Source organism: Chryseobacterium sp. S0630 (genome assembly GCF_024158915.1).
In the GTDB taxonomy this organism is placed as follows: domain Bacteria; phylum Bacteroidota; class Bacteroidia; order Flavobacteriales; family Weeksellaceae; genus Chryseobacterium.
Map to the genome: position 1 here is coordinate 41,889 of NZ_JAMZGF010000004.1, position 18,683 is coordinate 60,571.

Here is an 18,683-nt window from a genome sequence, read left to right on the forward strand (position 1 = left end):
TAAATTGAAAATTAATGAATAAAGGAGTTTGTATTGTTACAGTAGCGCCGGTTCGTGCAGAAAATTCTGACAGAGCTGAAATTGTTACGGAAATATTGTTTGGGGAAAGTGCAGATATTTTGGAGGTAGATAAAAACTGGACCAAGATAAAAATGCATTATGATGGCTATGAAGGATGGATGGATACCAAGCAGCTGAAGCCTATAACAGACGAAGAGCTGGCCAAAAGAAAAGTGACTGTCGTTACTGAAGATTTTTCTTCCGTATTAATGAACGATGGTAAAACTTTACTTTCTATGGGTTCCGAAGTGGAGTTTCCGGTGGTTGCTTCAAGAAGAAGTCATGATGTGCGTGAAAGTATTGCCCTGACAGCAAAAGAGTTCCTAAATGTACCCTATCTGTGGGGAGGAAAAAGTTTCTTCGCGGTAGACTGCTCCGGATTTACCCAATTGGTTTACAAAATTCACAATATAAAAATACCCAGAGATGCATCACAACAGGCTGAGGTAGGTGAAGCACTTACTTTTATTGAAGAAACGCAGCCTGGAGATCTTGCATTCTTTGAAAATGCAGAAGGGAAAATTATTCATGTAGGAATTATGCTGGAAAATCAAAAGATCATCCATGCTTCCGGAAAAGTAAGAATAGACACGCTGGATTCCACAGGGATTTTCAATAAAGAAATGAATAAGCATACTCATAAACTGAGAGTGCTGAAAAGTGTAATCTAATCCTAATTCAATCTCATCTGAAATGGAAAATATTCTTTTTACAACTTTTGATATTTTTAATTTTGGATTAGTCGTTTTTCTGTGGTGGTTTACCCTGAAAAACTATAGCACGTTGCCAGAGAGGATTCCTGTACATTTTGATATGGAAGGAAAAGCGGATGGATTTGGAGGGAGAATGTATGCCTTTCTGATGCCTGTATTGGCTCTGGGATTATTTGCTCTGTTTGTGTATGGCATGAGACATCCCGAAGACACTAATTTCCCGGTAGAAATTACAGCGCAGAATATGAATGCTCAGTTTTTAATTATGAAGATTGGTTTGAGAATTCTTTTTTTGTTTTTGGCGGTTATTTTTATGAATATTCAGGACTATATGTTCAGATATGCTGTAGATGACCAGGCTAAACCGAGAATTACATTTGCTACCATCTTTTTATCTGTCGTGTTATTTACTCCTGCATTGCTTTTTATTGCCTATCTATTCAAATGATACATTCTAAAGATAATTCAGAACATTATATCTGGGGAAACCAATGTGACAGCTGGATTCTTAAAAATACCCAAAGCTTATCCGTAAAGCAGGAGAAAATGCCTGCAGGAACTTCAGAGAAACTGCACTTTCATAAAGTGGCAGAACAGTTTTTTTATATTCTGAAAGGAGAGGCAGTGTTCTATATCAATGAAGAAAAATTCCTTGTTGAGCAGGGAGAATCTATATCCATTGAGCCGGGAGTGAAGCATTTTATCTCCAATGAATCAGAGGAAGAAATTGAGTTTTTAGTCATATCAAATCCGCCTACGGATTATGACAGAATTGAAATTAAAGAATAATTAAAATGGCATTTCTGTACAATATATTTATCAGTCTACTTACCTTCGGAATGAAGGCTTTTGCGTTGATTAATGATAAAACTAAAAAAGGCGTTGAAGGAAGAGCGCAGTCTTTGGATAAAGTGAAATCTGCATTTTCAAAAACAGATCAAGTAATTTGGATGCATGCTGCAAGTCTGGGTGAATATGAGCAGGGATTGCCTGTGCTGGAGAAGCTTAAAGAAAATTTTCCTCAGCACAAAGTACTGGTGACTTTCTTTTCGCCGTCGGGATATGAAAATGTGGTGAAGAAAAAACATATTGCAGACGCTATTTGTTATTTACCTTTCGATAAAAAAAGTGCTGTAAAAGAATTTACAGACCAATTTAATGCTGAACTATTTTTTACGGTTAAATATGATTACTGGTACAACCTCTTTGCAGAATTGAAAAACAATGGGACAAAGATTTATGTTATTTCTGCCCTGTTCTATGAAAGACAGTCTTTCTTTACTTCCTATGGAAAATGGTTTGTGAAGCAGCTTCAGAAAAATGTAGATTGGTTTTTCCACCAGACGCAGTTTTCATTGGCTTTGGCGAAAAGTGTTGGATTAACGCAGTCTTCCGTAACAGGAGATACCAGGTTTGACAGAGTAAAACAGCTGCGTGAAAGAAATAATCATGTAGATTTTATTGCAGACTTTATTGGTGAAAATAAAGCAATAGTCTTTGGAAGTTCGTGGCAGGCAGAAGAGAAAATAGCAGAAGTAGTTTCCCGCAAAAATAATTCAGCAAAACTTATCATAGCACCCCATGATCTGAAAAGAGTTGAGCATTTGAAAAATATATTCCCGGATGCTTTACTGTACAGCGAAATACAAAATACAACATCTTCAACTTTCAATACTCCAATTCTGATCATAGACAGTATTGGTTTATTATCAAAATTATATTCTTATGCAGATGTAGCTGTTGTAGGAGGTGGATTTCATGATGCCGGACTTCATAATATTCTGGAAGCTGCTACTTTTGGTGTTCCGGTGATCTTTGGAAATCATTACAAAAAGAATCCGGAAGCTGACGACCTGATCTCTGCCAATGGCGGAAAGTCTTTCCCTGACGAATATACAGCCTCAGAATTTGTTTTATTTCTTACGAATGAGGATAACAGAGAAGAACTTGCCTCAATGTCCGAAAACGCCGGGAAATTTGTAGATGAAAAACCAGATTCTACCAGAATGATCCTTCAGAAAATATTATCTTAACCTGAATTCGGGATAAGAATTCCTGATTGAGATGGTTTTGAAGCTGGGAGATGGAAGCTGGAAGAAGTGAAGGTATGAAGAGCATCAACAATGGCTGTTTCTCTTTTTTAAGAGTCAATTTCAATTTGTTTAAACTTTTGTTTATTGAAACATTAAGATGTATTAAGGTGTTGAGAGTATTAAGATGAGCTTCGCTTTAAGCTTAAAATCAGAATGATTCATCTTAACTATACTTTATTTCTTAAATCCTTCTTAATGGTTTTAATAGATATCCCATATTTTTTGATAAGTTGAAACAACTTCTGTATTTACTTGTGAAGCGACTGTAATTTTATAACTAAAAATAATTACCTCCATCCTATTTCTTCCCGCTTCCCACCTTCAATATTTACTTAACCCAAACTCAGGTTATCTTAAGAATCCCTGGCTTTTAATCTCTTTCATAATCTGGTCAATGTTTTCAGGAATCCTGTCGCATTCAAGCCAGTTAAGGTCAAGACCATTATTGGTACACAGCTTTTGAAGGTAATGGTTTTCTGATATTTTCTTTTGAGTATCACGAAGATATTCATCAATTTCCATCCAGTAATCTTCATCCAGTTTTTTAACAAGAATCAGAGATTTAAAGACTTTATTGATGATGTAAATGTAAAGCTTGTAAACATTGTCAAACCTTTGTCTGCTGAGGTCGCTGTTGTTTTCCAGTACCTTGTTGACGAGAAGAAGATTCAGGGAAACCTCTCCAAATTTATCAGTCGTGATTTTTACATGCTCGGTGATTTCAGCACTTATTTTTCGCACAGTAGACAGGAAATATTTGGCATTTCCCACATATTTCGAAGCCAGAAGAAGCTGTTCCTCCACATGCTCTTCCATTGCGTTTCTTTTATCATCCGTGGTTTCCGGATCAATCAGTTCAAAGTAGAGTTTTTTAGATAATAATTTATCCTTTCTCAGGAGTCTGAAAATAAGTTTGTCCTTCTCCGTTCCGGAAAAAGCACTCAGAGCGGCTTTGAACTCTTTTGAATACTCCATTAATTGAAAATTTTCGAATATTTCAGGAATCCGTTTAATGCCCAGTTAGCCGTATAATACAACGATTTTACTGTGGAGAATCCCATGAAATCTTTATAGACAAGATATTGATCTTTGATGATGTTTTTTTTGTTTCTGGAAACGCTGTTTTCGCGCATCCTGTATTTGGCCAGAGTCTTTTTTACAGGAATCCCCTCAGGAATTACTTTTAAAAGATTCAGCCACATCACATGATCTTCACGTTTGCTTTTTACAGGGAATAAAAATTTGCCAACTCTTTGAGTATCATACATCGTAGATACGGGTGCCAGACGGCATGTCTTGAGAAGATTAGAGAATGTAACCACCTTATCCGCCATAAAATCTTTCAGAATAGGTTGAAGCTGTTCATCGCATCTTGAATAATTACAATAAACAAGTTCTGCTTTGTACTCCTGCATATAATCTGTCATCGTTTCCAGATATTCTGGATACCAGTAATCATCGGAATCCAGAAAGGCAATATATCTTCCCTGTGCCCTCTCAAGGCTATTGTTTCTTGCATTTCCGGCACCTCCGTTTTTCTCCAGTACCTGAAGTTTTATTCTGGGATCATTGTATTTTTTGATGATCTCAACAGTGTTATCTTTAGAAAGGTCATCAGTAATAAGCCATTCCCAGTTTTCATAGGTTTGGTTAAGAACAGAATGTATGGTTTCCTCGATAAATTCTGCAGAATTATAACAGGGAGTAATAATGGAGACTAGATCTTTCATTTATGTTTTCTATACTACAAAATTATAAAAATCTTTTTTCATAAAGGTGCCATGAACTTACACCTACCGCAATAACCACCAACATACATACCAAAGCCATTACAAATGGATTGTAATCTTCAAACAATCCTAAAGTCTGGAAAGTTCTGATAATAGGGAAGTGGAAAATGTAGATTCCATAGGTGAAATCTCCATATTTTCCGAAATTATTTAAGAATTTGAATGAATAGGCAATGTACATTACAATAACCCCGATCATCATTGGAGAAAAAAGCTGAACTTTTAAAAATAAATCAATCCACACGGTGACGAATGCAATGATGAAAATGAGATTTTTATGTTGGATGAATTTATCAAAATTAAAGTAAATCAACATTCCAGGGATAAAATAGGATAATGTTCCAGGAAGCTGTTTGGCAAGTGAAATTTTATTTAAAGATTCAAAATAATTCAGATAAATAAGTGATAAGAAATATAAAATAATCAAACTTGTATTTCTGTATTTATTATTTTTTCCGAAAAGCAAAAACAACAGAGGAACCGCAAAATAGTAGCACATTTCTATTTTCAGCGTCCATAGGGCACCATTCACTGCTTGATTCCCAAAAACTCCGGGAAGCCAGGGTGCTTTAAAATTTAAAAATAATGAATTCCAAAATAGGTATTTGTAAACTTGTGTATTGCTGAAATATTCGGTGAAAGAATAGGTACTTACCAGGCTTAATAAAATTGCGCATAAAAAAATAACCAATAAGTAGGCAGGAACAATTCTTTTGATTCTCTTTTTTAAATAGCTTTTCAGGCTTGAAGACCTCTCATAGCTCCTTGCAATAAGAAATCCACTCACTGCAAAAAAACCGAAAACAGCAATTTCTATAGGGCTGTGCTCAAAAATCTTGAGATCAGGAGAAGCGCTGAGTGTGCCAAGATGTCCCAGAAAGACAATAAAGGCAAGGAGAACACGTATAAAATCAAAATTGTTTCTCGTAATATCCTGCATTTGTATTTTGTTTCCTGCAAAAATAACTTTTTTAATAGAATGAACGATGCTCATGTATTCATTATTTGTTAAATAAAGGGAAAATGGGGTGTCCCTATTTTTAAATATATATAAATAATCGTCGATGAAATAATTTTTCATAAAAAATAGTAATATAAATCAAAAAAATTATAATTTTAGCGCTTGAAAAAATTGATCTATGAAGAAATTAGCATTACTATTTGCAGGTTTATCTTTGTTTGCTGCAGCTACAGGCTGTAGTAGCGACAATGATACTGTTCTGGAAGCTCCTCTTGTTGGGACATGGCAACCGTTAAAAGAAGTAGTTACCACTGTAGAAGTTGGTGAAGACCCGGTTTCTAACACGATTACTTATACAGATTGTCAGAAACAGACAAGATGGTGGTTCAGCGTTGACTCTAAAGGAGGGAAAACGAACTGGGGAGATACTGCTACACCTGGTCAGTGTGCTATTCTTTCAGATATAAAATTCAATTATACTTATAATAAGGAAGGGAAAGACGTTCAAATGAAAATTCAGGGAATCGTAGAGCCTCAGAATGCGAAGGTTATTACTTTGGATGCTACGACGCTCAATCTTGCTGTGAGAGAGGAGACTCAGGATCCAAAAATATTCCAGACAAGAACATATACCTTCAAAAGAGTTACTCAATAATAGTATATACTTCAGGATATAAAACAGATCTCATCTCCGGATGGGATTTTTTTGTTGAGGATAGAATTGCAATTCATTATAAATTCAATTTCTATTTACTTTAAAATCACTAATTTTGTGAATCTTGTGAAAAAGAAAAATAATTCAGTCTAACATATAACATACATACAAAGTGTTTTACGATCATCAGCAGATAGAAAAAAAGTGGCAGAAATACTGGGAGGAAAATCAAACCTATAAAACCTCTAATAACACAGACAAACCTAAGTTTTATGTACTCGATATGTTCCCATATCCATCAGGAGCAGGACTTCACGTAGGTCACCCGCTGGGATATATTGCATCGGATATCTATGCGAGATACAAAAGACACCAGGGGTTTAATGTACTCCACCCGGTAGGATATGACAGCTTTGGACTTCCTGCTGAGCAATATGCGATCCAGACAGGACAGCATCCGGCTATTACTACAGAACAGAATATCAACAGATACGAAGAGCAGCTGAAGAAAATCGGTTTCTCATTCGACTGGAGCAGAGAAGTAAGAACTTCAGACGCTTCATATTATAAGTGGACACAATGGATTTTTATCCAATTGTATCACTCTTGGTATAACAAAAATACTGATAAGGCAGAATCTATTGATTCTTTGATTCAACATTTTGAAGAAAAAGGAACAGAAGGATTAAATGCCAATCAGAACGACGAATTAAATTTCACTGCAGAAGAGTGGAAGAATGCTTCTGAAATTGATAAAGAAGATATCCTTTTAAACTATCGTCTTGCTTACAGAGCAGAAACGACTGTAAACTGGTGTCCTGCATTAGGAACGGTACTGGCGAATGATGAGGTGAAGGATGGAAAATCCGAAAGAGGAGGATTCCCGGTATTCCAGAAGAAAATGATGCAGTGGAGCATGAGAATTTCTGCATACTCTGAAAGATTATTACAGGGATTAAATACCTTAGACTGGCCACAACCGTTGAAAGATTCTCAGGAATACTGGATCGGAAAATCTCAGGGTGCTCAGGTGCAGTTCAATGTAGAAGGTCATGATGAAACCGTTGAGGTATTTACCACAAGACCTGACACCATCTTTGGAGCTACCTTTATGGTGTTGGCTCCGGAAAATCCTTTAGTGGAAACTATTACTACGGATGCTCAAAAAGTAGAAGTAGATACTTATATTGAAGAAACTTCCAAAAAAACGGAGAGAGACAGAATGTCTGACGTGAAAAACGTGAGCGGAGCTTTCACCGGAAGTTATGCAATCAACCCATTCAGCAATGAAAAAATGCCAATCTATATTTCAGACTATGTGTTGATGGGATATGGAACAGGAGCTGTGATGGCAGTTCCGGCACACGATGAGCGTGACCACAGATTTGCTAAGAAATTTAATCTTGAAATCAAAAAAGTGGTGGAAACTGAAGAAGATGTTCAGGAGAAATCTTTTGATTCCAAAGATTCCGTTTGTGTAAACTCTGATTTCCTAAACGGATTACATTATAATGAAGCGAAAGCAAAAATGATTTCCGAGATCGAAACGAAAGAAATCGGTCATGGAACTACAAACTACAGACAGCGTGATGCTATTTTCTCAAGACAGCGTTATTGGGGAGAACCAGTTCCTATATATTATAAGGATGGAATGCCTTACACGTTGCCAGCTTCTGCTTTACCTTTGGAACTCCCTGAAGTTGAAAAATATTTGCCAACGGAAGATGGAGATCCACCATTAGGAAATGCAAAAGAATTTGCTTGGGATGAAGCTAACCAGAAAGTAGTTGCTACAGATCTTATTGATGACAAAACTATTTTCCCGTTAGAATTATCTACGATGCCAGGTTGGGCAGGAAGCTCATGGTATTTCCTTAGATATATGGATCCTAACGATGAAGAAGCTTTTGTTAAAAAAGAGTTAGCAGATTATTGGGGACAGGTAGATCTATATATAGGAGGAAGCGAACACGCAACCGGCCACTTATTATATTCCCGTTTCTGGAACATGTTCTTAAAAGACAGAGGATATATCAGCCATGATGAGCCATTCCAGAAATTGATCAACCAGGGGATGATCTTAGGAATGAGTGCATTTGTATACAGAATTGACGGTACGAATCAATATGTATCTAAAAATTTAGCTAAGGATTACCAGACTCAACAGATTCACGTAGACGTATCCTTATTAAAAGGAACTTCTGATGAATTGGATACAGAAGCTTTCAAAGCATGGAGACCGGATTATGCTGAGGCAGAATTTATTTTGGAAGACGGAAAATACATCACAGATCGTGAAGTAGAAAAAATGTCCAAGTCAAAATATAACGTAGTAAATCCTGATGACATCTGTGGAGAGTACGGAGCAGACGGTTTAAGATTGTACGAAATGTTCTTAGGACCTTTAGAACAATCCAAGCCTTGGAATACTCAAGGGTTAAGTGGAGTATATGGTTTCCTTAAAAAATTCTGGAACCTGTATTTCAACGGAGACGTATTCGAAGTTTCAGACGAAGAACCTACAAAAGCAGAATACAAAGTTTTACATACCTTAATAAAGAAGGTAGTATACGATATTGAAAACTTCTCTTTCAATACTTCAGTATCATCCTTTATGATTGCTGTAAATGAGCTTCAGAAAATAAAATGTAACAAACGCAATATTTTAGAACCGCTTGCCGTTATCATTTCTCCGTATGCTCCTCACATCTGTGAAGAATTGTGGAGTTTACTAGGAAACGATACATCGATAGAATTTGAACAATTCCCGGCATTGAATGAAGATTATCTGGTTGAAGACGAAATTGAGTATCCGGTAAGTGTAAATGGTAGAATGAAGTTCAAAATTTCGCTTTCAGCTCAATTATCTGCCAAGGAAGTGGAAGATTTGGTGATTTCGAACGAGAAAATGCAACAGATTTTGGAGGGTAAAACCCCTAAAAAAATCATTGTAGTCCCTCACCGTATTGTGAATATCGTAATTTAAAAAAAAATTAACATTGGGAAATTAAAAAAAATGGGTGTCTTATTTTTTTGATTTTTTAACTGAAATGTTAAATTTGGAAAAAATAAATAAAATAATTTAAAATAATTACTATTTCGAAATCGTATTAAATTTTCTTTATCAAAAAAAAGCAAAATGTTTAATTAAGACTCTTGCATTTTAATTAATTTTGCCTTTAATTTACACCCTGTAAAATTTTAAAACAATATAATTTAGTTAAATATGGAAATGAATGTTTCAAAAAATGATGAGCAAGTAGTTGCTAGAAAGGCAGGAGGTTTAAATCCAGCTGTTATTATTCCTATTCTATTTGCTATAGGAGTATGTATTTATTTATTCGTTCTTGGTAGCCCAGGAAACTTTAAGGATGCAGAAAAACTAGGAAGTGGTTCTGTAGCTTTTTCAAGTGTTGAAGGAAAAGACATTCACCCAGAATCGTTTTTAGGTATTATCTACAAAGGAGGGGTTATCGTACCAATCTTGATTACTTTCATGATTACTGTAATCGTTTTCTCTTTTGAAAGATATTTCGTTCTTGGTAAAGCTGCTGGAAAAGGAAACTTAGACAACTTCGTTGTTCAAGTAAGAAGCTTACTAAACCAAAACAAAATTGACGAAGCTATCGAAGAGTGTGACAGACAACAAGGATCTGTTGGTAACGTAGTAAAAGAAGGTCTTACTACTTACAAAGCACTTTCTCACGATACTACATTAAATAAAGAGCAGAAAATGGTAGCTCTTAACAAAGCTATCGAAGAAGCTACTACTCTTGAGATGCCAATGCTTGAGAAAAACATGATGATCCTTTCTACTCTAGGTACAGTTGCAACCCTAATTGCACTACTTGGAACAGTAATCGGGATGATCAAGGCGTTCTTTGCATTAGGTTCAGGAGGTGGTACTCCAGATGCTGCTGCTCTATCTACAGGTATCTCTGAAGCCTTGATTAACACGGCATTAGGTATTGGTACTTCAGCAATCGCTATTATCCTTTATAACTTCTTTACATCTAAAATTGATGGATTAACTTACAAGATCGACGAGATCTCTATGAGTATCCAACAATCTTTCGCTGAATTCAACTAAGAATTAGCAAGATATTTGCATTAGCAATTAAAAGAAGTTTAATTAAAAATATTTTATAATAATGGCGAGAGTCAAACCTAAAAGACATGGAGTCGTAACGGACATGACCGCAATGTGTGACGTTGCGTTCCTACTTCTTACGTTCTTTATCTTGACCACTCAGTTTAAAAAACCTGACGTGGAGCAGATCAAACCGCCATCTTCAATTTCGGAAAAATTGCTTCCTGATGCTAGTTTAATGACTATCAATGCTACTCCGGACGGAAAATTCTATTTCCAGCCAGTAGAAAATGCATCAGAAAGAATTGCTCTTTTGGATAAAATGGGACAAAAGTATGGTATTACTTTTGACAACAACCAAAAAGCTGCTTTCCAGAAAGTTCAGGCAATCGGAGTTCCAATGAACCAGCTTAAAGGTTACTTGGATATGCCTGCAGATGAGCAGAAAAATTATAGAAGTCCATCAGGAATTCCTATGGACAGTACAAATAAGCAATTAATTGATTGGGTAAAAGAAAGTTTGAGCGTTAACCCTGACTACAAGTTAGCGATTAAAGGTGACGTTACAACACAATACCCTAAAGTGAAAAGTTTATTTGAAGGTTTAAGAGATATTGATTTTCTTAAATTTTGGTTGATTACATCACAAGAAGGTAAACCTAACGAATAATATCGATAGAAATGGCAGAAGTACAAGTACAAGAAAAAGGCGGCAAGGGCGGCAAGGTCCGTTCCAAGAAGCAAAACACCAGAGTCGATATGACTCCGATGGTGGACTTGGGTTTTCTATTGATTACCTTCTTTATGTTCACAACTACGTTCAGTAAACCGAACGTTATGGATTTGGGTCTTCCGGCTAAACCGAAAGATGAAAAACAAAAACCACCTCCAACAGAAATTAAATTTTCTAACTCAATTTCTATCTTATTAGGAAAAAACAATAGAGTTTTTTGGCACCAGCAGGATGCTACATCCTTAAATGACCAAACTCTTATGGAAACTACTCTTGACAGAGAAGGAATTAGAAAAGTAATTCAGCAGGCAAAATCTAGAGCTGCAGATCAAACGAAATTTACCGTGATCATCAAGCCAACTGACGATGCTATATATAAGAACTTTGTTGATATTCTTGACGAAATGGCAATTACCAAAAGTGAGCAGTACGGGGTTACTGATATCAAACCTTGGGAAAAAGCTATTTATGAGAAGAAAGTAGGAGGTGCTGCTGCACCAGCTGCTACAAAGTAATTTAACCATAAAATTGTATATCTAATCTATGGCAGATGAAAATGTATACGGTCAGAATCTTACTTTAGACGAGATCGTATTTGAAAATAGAAACAAGGAATATGGTGCCTATGATCTTAGACATCAGTATCCGAGACTTTTAACAAAGTCTTTTATTATCGGAACAGCATTATTCCTTTTGGCGGCTTTGTCTCCGTTCATCTATCTTACGATTAAAAATCTTACAGCTCCGCCTAAGCAAGAAGTTAAGGCAGATCTAGTAGATATTATCGAGGAAGAACCGATTATCGAGCAGCCTAAAGAAGAAGAACCACCACCACCTCCGCCTCCAAAAGAGGAAGAGAAAATTGAAGTAATTCAGAACGTGGTTCCGGAGCCTGTAAAAGCTCCGAAAATTGAAACTCCACCACCACCAATTTCTAAGCAGTTGGAAACTACAACTGGTTTGAATAATCAGGAAGGGGTAAAAGCTCCGGCTTATACACCACCACCGCCACCACCATCTACAGGTACTAAAGCTAGTACAGTAGAAGTGAAAGCGAACAACCCTAACGAGATCTATAAAGATGTTGACCAGTCTGCAGAATATCCTGGAGGTATGGGAGCATTAAGAAAGTTCTTGGGAGACAACTTCGATACATCTTTGATGGAAGGAGGTGAAGGAACACTTAAAGCGAAGCTTAAGTTCGTTGTTGAAAAAGACGGAACTGTTTCGAATGTTACTATTGAAGAGAAATCTCCAAATGGCGACTTCAACAGTGAAGCAATGCGTGTAGTTAAGAAACTTAAAAAATGGACTCCTGCGAAAAGAAACGGGGAGAGCGTTAGATCTTACTATAGCGTACCATTTACTATGAACTTTGAATAAGACTTATTTATTCAAAATATAAATAAAAAGAGAGGCTTATGCTTCTCTTTTTATTTTTTTTGGTATTTTTGTTACATGATGTTCAATTGGTTATCCCTGGTTACGGGATTGTTTTATATCGTTTTAGGAATTGTAGTGATTGTCTACAAATTCTTCTTTACTATCTTAGAGCCCGCTGTTGCTTATGCACTAGGGGTGGTGCTTATTATTTATGGTATTTTTAGAATTTACAGGGCGATCTCAAGAATTAAAAAATCGAGAAATGAAGAATAGTTTCAAGCTTGCAGTAATTTTTGTGTTGAGTATGATGCTTGCAAGCTGCAAAAAGGAGAAAAACGCTCCTTCTTATCACAAAGGTAATCTTACAATTTTTACTGACGAATCTTTTCAAAGCGTTACAGAAGCATTAGCTGACGGCTATATGATCAACTATCCTGAGACACACATCAAAGTAGAAACCAAGAAAGAAGATTTAGGACTTCTTGATCTTTTGAAAGGAAGTGCTAAAGTGGTAGTAATGTCCAGAAATCTTAATCCTGAAGAAATAAAAACATATGAGGAAAGAACTGATTTAAAGTTTCTTCCTGCTAAATTTGCTGCAGATGCAGTAGTTTTTGTTGTTCCTAAAGATTCTCCAAAAGAAAGTATTTCAATAGAAGAAATCAACAGCGGTTTGATGTCTGATAAAAAGGAATTTATTTTTGATGGAACGAACTCCAGTAACCTGAATTTTGTTGCTGAGAAATTAAAAAAACAACCCAAAGACCTGAAATTTTCCATTATTCCGGGAAATCAGAAGATTATAGAGGAATTAGGAAAATATCCCGATAAAATAGGCGTTATTGGATTGAATACTTTTAGCCGTCCTTATGATAAAACGTCAGAAAAATTGAGAGAGATGGTGAAGGTTCTTCCTGTGGTAGAAAAAGGAAAATCGTACAATGCAGATTTTGAAGGACTTCGTACAATGGAATATCCGTTTACAAGAGTGCTTTATTTCCTGATTAACGAAGGTAATTTTAATATTGCCAATGGATTTATAAGATTTTCATGTACCCATTTAGGCCAAAAAATTGTTCAGAAAGAAGGGTTGCAACCTTATAATATTTATAAGAGAGAAGTGCAGATGCGTTAAAAAATATTAAATTCACAATTTATCCTCATTAAAAATTTTGATTTGGTCTGAAAATTGTGTACAATAAAACTCAATTATTTGAAAATATAAAATGAAAGATATAATGAATATGAATGTAAAGAAGATTGCTTTTGGAGCAGCCGTGGTATTTTTTACCGGTTTTGCCTCTGCACAGACATTGCAGGATGGTATCAACAGTATTGACAGTGATAAATTTGCTCAGGCAAAAACAAATTTCACTGAAATGATCGCTAAAGAACCCACAGCTGATAACTACTTCTATTTAGGAAATACTTTCTTAAGACAAGGAGAGCCAGATTACGCTAAAGCAACTGAAAATTTCAATAAAGGCTTAGCGGCTGATGGTAAAAGCTATCTTAACAAAATTGGTTTAGCTGCTGTTAAATTAGGTAAAGGTGATAAAAATGCCGTTGCTGAAATTCAGAAAGTAGTTACTGATTCAAGAGAAAAAGATGCTGAAGTTCTTTTCAGAGCTGCAGAAGCTTTAACTCTATTCGAGAAAAACAGTTCACCTGATCTTGCTATTCAGTTTTTGACTAAAGCTATCGAAAAAGCTGAGAAAAAAGGTGTTCCTGCACACTATTATTATACATTAGGGGATGCTTACAGATTAAAGAGAATGCCGGGAGAGGCTATGTCTGCTTATGATAAAGCATTACCTACTGCTAAAAATAAAGCTTCCGTTTATACAAGAATGGCAACTTTATGGATGGCTGCACAACAATGGCAACAAGCTAAGCAAAACATTGATAAAGCTATTGGTGTAGATGCTACTTACGCGCCTGCATATAAGGCATTAGCTGGTTATGATATCAGATACCAACAGAATGCAAAGGCTACACAAGACCTTATCAACTATACCAAGTATGCTGATGAAGATCCGTATACTCAATTAGAAATTGCAAAACTATACTTCACAAATGAAGATTATGTAAACTCTAAAATGGTATTAGATAAGATTTTTGATAAAATTGAAGATCCTATCAAGTTCAAATTAAGAGCTTACAATGCATATGCTGATAAAAACTATGCAGATGCTAAGCAAAACATGGATACTTTCGTTTCTCAGGTTGAAAAAACAAGAGTACAACCTGCTGACCAAGGTTTACAAGGTCTTATTGCAGCAGGTTTAGCAAAAGATGAAAAAGATGCTGCTAAAAAGACAGCTTTAATGACAGAATCTCAGCAGAAAGTTGCTATCGCAAAGGCTGCTAAAGATGAAACAATGAAGTGGGATCTTGAATTGGCTAACATCGCTGGAGGTGGTGGTGTATCTCAGTCAGAAGTTGACAAAGGACCTACTAATCCTGAAATTGAGGCATTGAAACAGAAAGTTGCTGCTAATAACCAGGATTCTGATTCATTATTTAAGCTAGCTACAGCTTACCAGGATGTTAAAAACTGGAATGGAGCTATCCTTACATGGCAAAAAATGTCTGCACTTCTTCCAGATTGGGCACCGGCATATTACAGCCAAGGGTATTCTTACCAGCAGGCAGGAAACAATGATGCAGCAAAAATGGCTTATGAGAAATTCATCAGTACAGTAAAACCAGCTGATCAGGAAGCTAATAAACAGACTCTTGCTTATGCTTATTTTGCCGTAGCATATATGAGCAAAGATTCTGATGCTGCTAAGGCAAAAGATTATGTAGCAAAATCTCTACAGTTGGATCCTACTTATCAGGATGCTGTAAAATTAAATGCAGAGATCAATAAGTAATTTAAAATTTAAATTATAGATATTAAAACTTCCCATTCGTAATGTTTGGGAAGTTTTTATTTTAAACTTATCTTTGATTTTATGAAAACTGATATACTTGCTTTTGGAGCACATCCTGATGATGTAGAATTGGGGTGTGGAGGAACTATCGCTAAAATGGTTTCAGAGGGTAAAAAATGTGTAGTTGTAGATCTTACAAGAGGAGAGCTCGGAACAAGAGGTACAGATGAAACCAGAAAAACTGAAGCAGCGGATGCTGCCAAAATCTTAGGGCTTTCCGCAAGAGAGAATCTTGGAATGAAAGATGGTTTTTTGGTTAACTCCGAAGAATACCAAATGAGGATCGTAAAAATGATTCGCAAATACAGGCCAGAAATCGTCTTAGCGAATGCAATTGATGATAGACATCCAGATCATGCAAAAGGAGCGAAATTAGTATCGGATGCGTGCTTTTTGTCCGGGCTCAGAAAAATTGAAACTGTATTGGATGGAGAATCTCAGGAAGTATGGAGACCAAAGCATGTTTTTCATTATATTCAGTGGAAAGATATCAAACCGGAATTTGTCATTGATATTTCGGAGCATCTTAATACAAAGTTGGAAGCTTGTATGGCATACAAAACTCAGTTTTATGACCCAACGTCTAAAGAACCTGAGACTCCAATTACCACAAAAGACTTTTATGAGAGCTTAACTTACCGCGCTCAGGATTTAGGGCGATTATCGGGAGTTGCTTATGCTGAGGGGTTTACGTCTGAGAGATTAATTTCTTTGAAAAATTTTGATGGAATTGTTTGGTAGTTGAGGAAATTGTCCTATATTTGCACTCAGAAAACGGTGATTGTAGCTCAGTTGGTTAGAGCGTCGGATTGTGGTTCCGAAGGTCGTGGGTTCGAGACCCATCATTCACCCAAAGAAAGTACACTTTTTGAAAGTGTACTTTTTTATTTTGTACCTATTTCAGTACCCACTGAAAGTTTCTTTTTTCTACTTTTTTTTCAAATTTTTTCACGTATTACGTTTATAATCTTGGGCCAACGTATAAAAATGGTATTTGCAAAATAATAAGACAGCTATGAGAAATCTTAAAAAAAATATTCATCATAACATTCAATAGAAGCGGGCATTTAGCCCGTTTTTTTTATGCATAGATAGTTTTAGAGCATAAAAAAAGCATCTTTTTCAGATGCTTGTGTTTTTAGATATTCTTTTTTTAAACCTCGTCGTCAGAATCAATGGTGAAAGATCTGCTTTTGAAGTCTTTGTCATGTTTTTCTGAAATTACATCCTCACCCTTTTCATTAATGATGAAATCTGTGGACTCATTAAACATCTCCTGGAAACTCTTAAAATCTTCCTTGTAAAGGTAAATTTTATGCTTCTCGAATGTAGCTTCCCCATTCTCTCCGAAATTCTTCTTACTCTCAGTGATTGTAAGATAATAATCTCCTGCTTTCGTCTCGCGCACATCAAAGAAATAAGTTCTTCTCCCTGCTTTTAACACCTTCGTGAAAATCTCATTTTCATGGCGTTCCTTGTATTCACTCATTGTTAGATATTTTTTAATCTTGTTAAGAACAAATATAAAAGAATTCTTTTAATCACAAAATTTTTTTTATGATTTATTTAACAATTGAGAATGAAATGGCTATGCGGTTACAGAATTGGCAATTTCGGTCAGGTTGATAATCTGATGGGCTTTTTGTGCGCTAGACTCTCTGTGTGTGATAATTATGGAAGTTGCGTTACTGATTTTTTTATCAATATTTTCCAAAATATTCTGCTCCGTTTCAGTGTCTAAAGCGGACAAAGAATCGTCAAAAATAATGATATTAGGGTCCTTAATTAAGGCTCTTGCGATACAAATTCTTTGCTTTTGTCCCCCCGAAAGCATTACTCCGCGTTCACCCACAAGTGTTTTATATTGGTCTTTAAACTCTACAATATTTTTGTGAACATCTGCAATATTGGAATACTCTACTACTTTCTCGTGAGAAGGATGATCAATGGCAAAACCGATATTATTTTCAATAGAATCAGAGAATAAATAGCTCTCCTGAGGAATATATCCGATAAAGTTTCTGTAGTTCTCCAGATTATGGTCCTTCAGGTTTTTACCATCAATTAAAATTTCTCCTTCAGTAGGATCTATTAATCGGCATAATAACAAAGCAATTGTTGATTTTCCACTACCTGTTTTCCCCATAATAGCCAATGATTCCCCGGTTTTTACTTTGAAACTTAGATTGTCCAGAGCTTTGATTCCTGTATTTGGATATACGTAAGAAACATTTCTGAATTCTATATCTCCTTTGATCGGATAGTTTTCAAAATTAGTATTAATAATTTCTGATTTTTTATCCATAAATTCATTGATCCTCTGCATAGATGCTTCAGCTCTCTGGTTGACAGAAGTTACCCATCCTACCATAGAGAAAGGGAAAATCAGGGTGTTGATATACATGAAGAAATCGGCAATCTTACCAATGCTTAATTCTCCTGCAATATATTTTGTTCCTCCAATCCAGATAATGGCAACATTTAATAACCCGATGACAAAAAGAATAATGGTGAAGAAATAAGCTTCTGTTTTAGCAAGATCCAAAGCTTTATTTTGATAATCGGTAACTTTGATTCCGTAGTTTTTTTCAATGTATTTTTCTCTGGCGAAGAATTTTACCACACGGATTCCGGAAAAGCTATCCTGAACAAAAGTTGAGATCGCAGACTGGCTTTTCTGCATGATCTTCGACTTTTTGTTGATAATAGAACTTACCTTATAAATAGCAAAAGATAAAATAGGAAGTGGAAGTAAGGTCCACATTGTCATGGAAGCATCCGTTTTTACCATGTAAATAGCGGTAATCAGCACCAATACAATTAAGTTCGCTACATACATCACTCCGGGACCAAGATACATTCTTACGGCAACAACATCCTCACTTAATCTGTTCATTAAGTCTCCGATGGTAGTTTGTTTATAATCCGTTAAAGATAAATCCTGATAATGTCTGTAGATTTTATTTTTAAGCTCGTATTCTATCCTTCTGGATGCGACAATGATGGTTTGTCTCATCATAAAGGTGAAGAATCCGGTTAAGAGAGAACATCCTACAATAATTCCAACATAAATCAGAACCTGATTGTTAAAGCCAAGATTCCCACTTTTTGTAAGTTCATCCACAGATTTTCCTACAAACTGAACCTTATATATATTAAAGAAATTACTGGCAATGATAAATAGTACCCCCCAAAACAACAATATTTTGTGTTTCCAAAAATAGGGGTTTAAGGTTTTAAGCGCTTTCATATAGTTGCACAAAATT

19 protein-coding genes and 1 tRNA gene are annotated in these 18,683 nt (G+C 35.8%); 15 read left to right on the forward strand and 5 right to left on the reverse strand.

Translation table 11 applies throughout. The features are described from left to right. The first annotated feature begins 14 nt into the window (after nucleotides 1-14). The 4 genes from NK356_RS02665 to NK356_RS02680 are packed head-to-tail and all read left to right on the forward strand — an operon-like array spanning nucleotide 15 to nucleotide 2,806. Nucleotides 15-731: a C40 family peptidase gene (locus tag NK356_RS02665; protein ID WP_034693014.1), complete on the forward strand. Its 717-nt coding sequence runs from the start codon at nucleotides 15-17 to the stop codon at nucleotides 729-731. A 22-nt stretch (nucleotides 732-753) separates the two neighbouring features. Then, the gene (locus tag NK356_RS02670) at nucleotides 754-1,221 is read left to right on the forward strand and encodes a DUF1648 domain-containing protein (protein WP_034693016.1); all 468 of its coding nucleotides are present in this window, start codon (nucleotides 754-756) and stop codon (nucleotides 1,219-1,221) included. After that, nucleotides 1,218-1,562, forward strand: a complete 345-nt coding sequence (locus NK356_RS02675; RefSeq protein ID WP_253316206.1) for a cupin domain-containing protein — start codon at nucleotides 1,218-1,220, stop codon at nucleotides 1,560-1,562. Before NK356_RS02670 ends, NK356_RS02675 begins: the two co-directional genes overlap by 4 nt. A gap of 5 nt (nucleotides 1,563-1,567) precedes the next feature. Then, nucleotides 1,568-2,806 (forward strand): 3-deoxy-D-manno-octulosonic acid transferase, encoded by a 1,239-nt coding sequence (locus NK356_RS02680; protein WP_253316207.1) that lies wholly within the window; start codon nucleotides 1,568-1,570, stop codon nucleotides 2,804-2,806. Between the two features lie 408 nt (nucleotides 2,807-3,214). On the opposite strand, the gene NK356_RS02685 is transcribed toward NK356_RS02680, so the two are convergent. The 3 genes from NK356_RS02685 to NK356_RS02695 are packed head-to-tail and all read right to left on the reverse strand — an operon-like array spanning nucleotide 3,215 to nucleotide 5,650. Then, entirely contained in the window at nucleotides 3,215-3,841 is a 627-nt protein-coding gene (locus NK356_RS02685) for a hypothetical protein (protein ID WP_034693024.1), read from the reverse strand. Then, complete coding sequence (locus NK356_RS02690) at nucleotides 3,841-4,596, reverse strand: glycosyltransferase family 2 protein (RefSeq protein WP_034693026.1); 756 nt, start codon at nucleotides 4,594-4,596, stop codon at nucleotides 3,841-3,843. Before NK356_RS02690 ends, NK356_RS02685 begins: the two co-directional genes overlap by 1 nt. Before the next feature lie 22 nt (nucleotides 4,597-4,618). Then, nucleotides 4,619-5,650, reverse strand: coding sequence for an acyltransferase (locus NK356_RS02695; RefSeq protein WP_051934236.1), 1,032 nt, complete (start codon nucleotides 5,648-5,650; stop codon nucleotides 4,619-4,621). A 145-nt stretch (nucleotides 5,651-5,795) separates the two neighbouring features. On the opposite strand from NK356_RS02695, the gene NK356_RS02700 reads away from it, so the two are divergent. The 11 genes from NK356_RS02700 to NK356_RS02750 all read left to right on the forward strand — a co-directional run bounded on the left by NK356_RS02700 (nucleotide 5,796) and on the right by NK356_RS02750 (nucleotide 16,269). Continuing rightward, the gene (locus tag NK356_RS02700) at nucleotides 5,796-6,272 is read left to right on the forward strand and encodes a lipocalin family protein (RefSeq protein WP_034693028.1); all 477 of its coding nucleotides are present in this window, start codon (nucleotides 5,796-5,798) and stop codon (nucleotides 6,270-6,272) included. A 172-nt stretch (nucleotides 6,273-6,444) separates the two neighbouring features. Further along, a complete protein-coding gene (gene leuS / locus NK356_RS02705; protein ID WP_253316208.1) occupies nucleotides 6,445-9,258 on the forward strand; it encodes a leucine--tRNA ligase in 2,814 nt (937 codons plus the stop codon). 240 nt (nucleotides 9,259-9,498) lie between these two features. Further along, nucleotides 9,499-10,362 carry a MotA/TolQ/ExbB proton channel family protein gene (locus tag NK356_RS02710; protein WP_034693032.1) on the forward strand — a complete coding sequence of 288 codons (864 nt, stop codon included), beginning with the start codon at nucleotides 9,499-9,501 and terminating at the stop codon, nucleotides 10,360-10,362. 61 nt (nucleotides 10,363-10,423) lie between these two features. Next, nucleotides 10,424-11,032, forward strand: coding sequence for a biopolymer transporter ExbD (locus NK356_RS02715; protein WP_034693033.1), 609 nt, complete (start codon nucleotides 10,424-10,426; stop codon nucleotides 11,030-11,032). A gap of 11 nt (nucleotides 11,033-11,043) precedes the next feature. Next, complete coding sequence (locus tag NK356_RS02720) at nucleotides 11,044-11,610, forward strand: biopolymer transporter ExbD (RefSeq protein ID WP_253316209.1); 567 nt, start codon at nucleotides 11,044-11,046, stop codon at nucleotides 11,608-11,610. A 28-nt stretch (nucleotides 11,611-11,638) separates the two neighbouring features. After that, nucleotides 11,639-12,478, forward strand: a complete 840-nt coding sequence (locus tag NK356_RS02725) for an energy transducer TonB (RefSeq protein ID WP_034693035.1) — start codon at nucleotides 11,639-11,641, stop codon at nucleotides 12,476-12,478. Between the two features lie 78 nt (nucleotides 12,479-12,556). Further along, nucleotides 12,557-12,751 (forward strand): DUF308 domain-containing protein, encoded by a 195-nt coding sequence (locus NK356_RS02730; protein ID WP_034693254.1) that lies wholly within the window; start codon nucleotides 12,557-12,559, stop codon nucleotides 12,749-12,751. Further along, nucleotides 12,741-13,613 carry a PstS family phosphate ABC transporter substrate-binding protein gene (locus NK356_RS02735; protein ID WP_034693036.1) on the forward strand — a complete coding sequence of 291 codons (873 nt, stop codon included), beginning with the start codon at nucleotides 12,741-12,743 and terminating at the stop codon, nucleotides 13,611-13,613. The genes NK356_RS02730 and NK356_RS02735 overlap by 11 nt, the downstream gene beginning before the upstream one ends. Nucleotides 13,614-13,704: 91 nt before the next feature. Then, nucleotides 13,705-15,357: a tetratricopeptide repeat protein gene (locus NK356_RS02740; RefSeq protein WP_034693037.1), complete on the forward strand. Its 1,653-nt coding sequence runs from the start codon at nucleotides 13,705-13,707 to the stop codon at nucleotides 15,355-15,357. Between the two features lie 81 nt (nucleotides 15,358-15,438). Continuing rightward, complete coding sequence (gene bshB1 / locus NK356_RS02745; protein WP_034693038.1) at nucleotides 15,439-16,158, forward strand: bacillithiol biosynthesis deacetylase BshB1; 720 nt, start codon at nucleotides 15,439-15,441, stop codon at nucleotides 16,156-16,158. Between the two features lie 35 nt (nucleotides 16,159-16,193). Next, nucleotides 16,194-16,269: transfer RNA gene (locus tag NK356_RS02750), tRNA-His, on the forward strand. A gap of 301 nt (nucleotides 16,270-16,570) precedes the next feature. Here NK356_RS02750 and NK356_RS02755 read toward each other — a convergent pair. Continuing rightward, nucleotides 16,571-16,906, reverse strand: a complete 336-nt coding sequence (locus NK356_RS02755; RefSeq protein ID WP_027375472.1) for a DUF3276 family protein — start codon at nucleotides 16,904-16,906, stop codon at nucleotides 16,571-16,573. Between the two features lie 99 nt (nucleotides 16,907-17,005). Beyond that, nucleotides 17,006-18,667, reverse strand: a complete 1,662-nt coding sequence (locus tag NK356_RS02760) for an ABC transporter ATP-binding protein (protein ID WP_253316210.1) — start codon at nucleotides 18,665-18,667, stop codon at nucleotides 17,006-17,008. Nucleotides 18,668-18,683 lie beyond the last annotated feature (16 nt).

Excerpts from the sequence above, each read along its gene's own strand:
- NK356_RS02665 (WP_034693014.1), top strand. The coding sequence starts at position 15 with ATGAATAAAGGAGTTTGTATTGTTACAGTAGCGCCGGTTCGTGCAGAA.
- NK356_RS02670 (WP_034693016.1), top strand. The coding sequence starts at position 754 with ATGGAAAATATTCTTTTTACAACTTTTGATATTTTTAATTTTGGATTA.
- NK356_RS02675 (WP_253316206.1), top strand. The coding sequence starts at position 1,218 with ATGATACATTCTAAAGATAATTCAGAACATTATATCTGGGGAAACCAA.
- NK356_RS02680 (WP_253316207.1), top strand. The coding sequence starts at position 1,568 with ATGGCATTTCTGTACAATATATTTATCAGTCTACTTACCTTCGGAATG.
- NK356_RS02685 (WP_034693024.1), bottom strand. The coding sequence starts at position 3,841 with ATGGAGTATTCAAAAGAGTTCAAAGCCGCTCTGAGTGCTTTTTCCGGA.
- NK356_RS02690 (WP_034693026.1), bottom strand. The coding sequence starts at position 4,596 with ATGAAAGATCTAGTCTCCATTATTACTCCCTGTTATAATTCTGCAGAA.
- NK356_RS02695 (WP_051934236.1), bottom strand. The coding sequence starts at position 5,650 with ATGAGCATCGTTCATTCTATTAAAAAAGTTATTTTTGCAGGAAACAAA.
- NK356_RS02700 (WP_034693028.1), top strand. The coding sequence starts at position 5,796 with ATGAAGAAATTAGCATTACTATTTGCAGGTTTATCTTTGTTTGCTGCA.
- NK356_RS02710 (WP_034693032.1), top strand. The coding sequence starts at position 9,499 with ATGGAAATGAATGTTTCAAAAAATGATGAGCAAGTAGTTGCTAGAAAG.
- NK356_RS02715 (WP_034693033.1), top strand. The coding sequence starts at position 10,424 with ATGGCGAGAGTCAAACCTAAAAGACATGGAGTCGTAACGGACATGACC.
- NK356_RS02720 (WP_253316209.1), top strand. The coding sequence starts at position 11,044 with ATGGCAGAAGTACAAGTACAAGAAAAAGGCGGCAAGGGCGGCAAGGTC.
- NK356_RS02725 (WP_034693035.1), top strand. The coding sequence starts at position 11,639 with ATGGCAGATGAAAATGTATACGGTCAGAATCTTACTTTAGACGAGATC.
- NK356_RS02730 (WP_034693254.1), top strand. The coding sequence starts at position 12,557 with ATGTTCAATTGGTTATCCCTGGTTACGGGATTGTTTTATATCGTTTTA.
- NK356_RS02735 (WP_034693036.1), top strand. The coding sequence starts at position 12,741 with ATGAAGAATAGTTTCAAGCTTGCAGTAATTTTTGTGTTGAGTATGATG.
- NK356_RS02740 (WP_034693037.1), top strand. The coding sequence starts at position 13,705 with ATGAAAGATATAATGAATATGAATGTAAAGAAGATTGCTTTTGGAGCA.
- bshB1 (WP_034693038.1), top strand. The coding sequence starts at position 15,439 with ATGAAAACTGATATACTTGCTTTTGGAGCACATCCTGATGATGTAGAA.
- NK356_RS02755 (WP_027375472.1), bottom strand. The coding sequence starts at position 16,906 with ATGAGTGAATACAAGGAACGCCATGAAAATGAGATTTTCACGAAGGTG.
- NK356_RS02760 (WP_253316210.1), bottom strand. The coding sequence starts at position 18,667 with ATGAAAGCGCTTAAAACCTTAAACCCCTATTTTTGGAAACACAAAATA.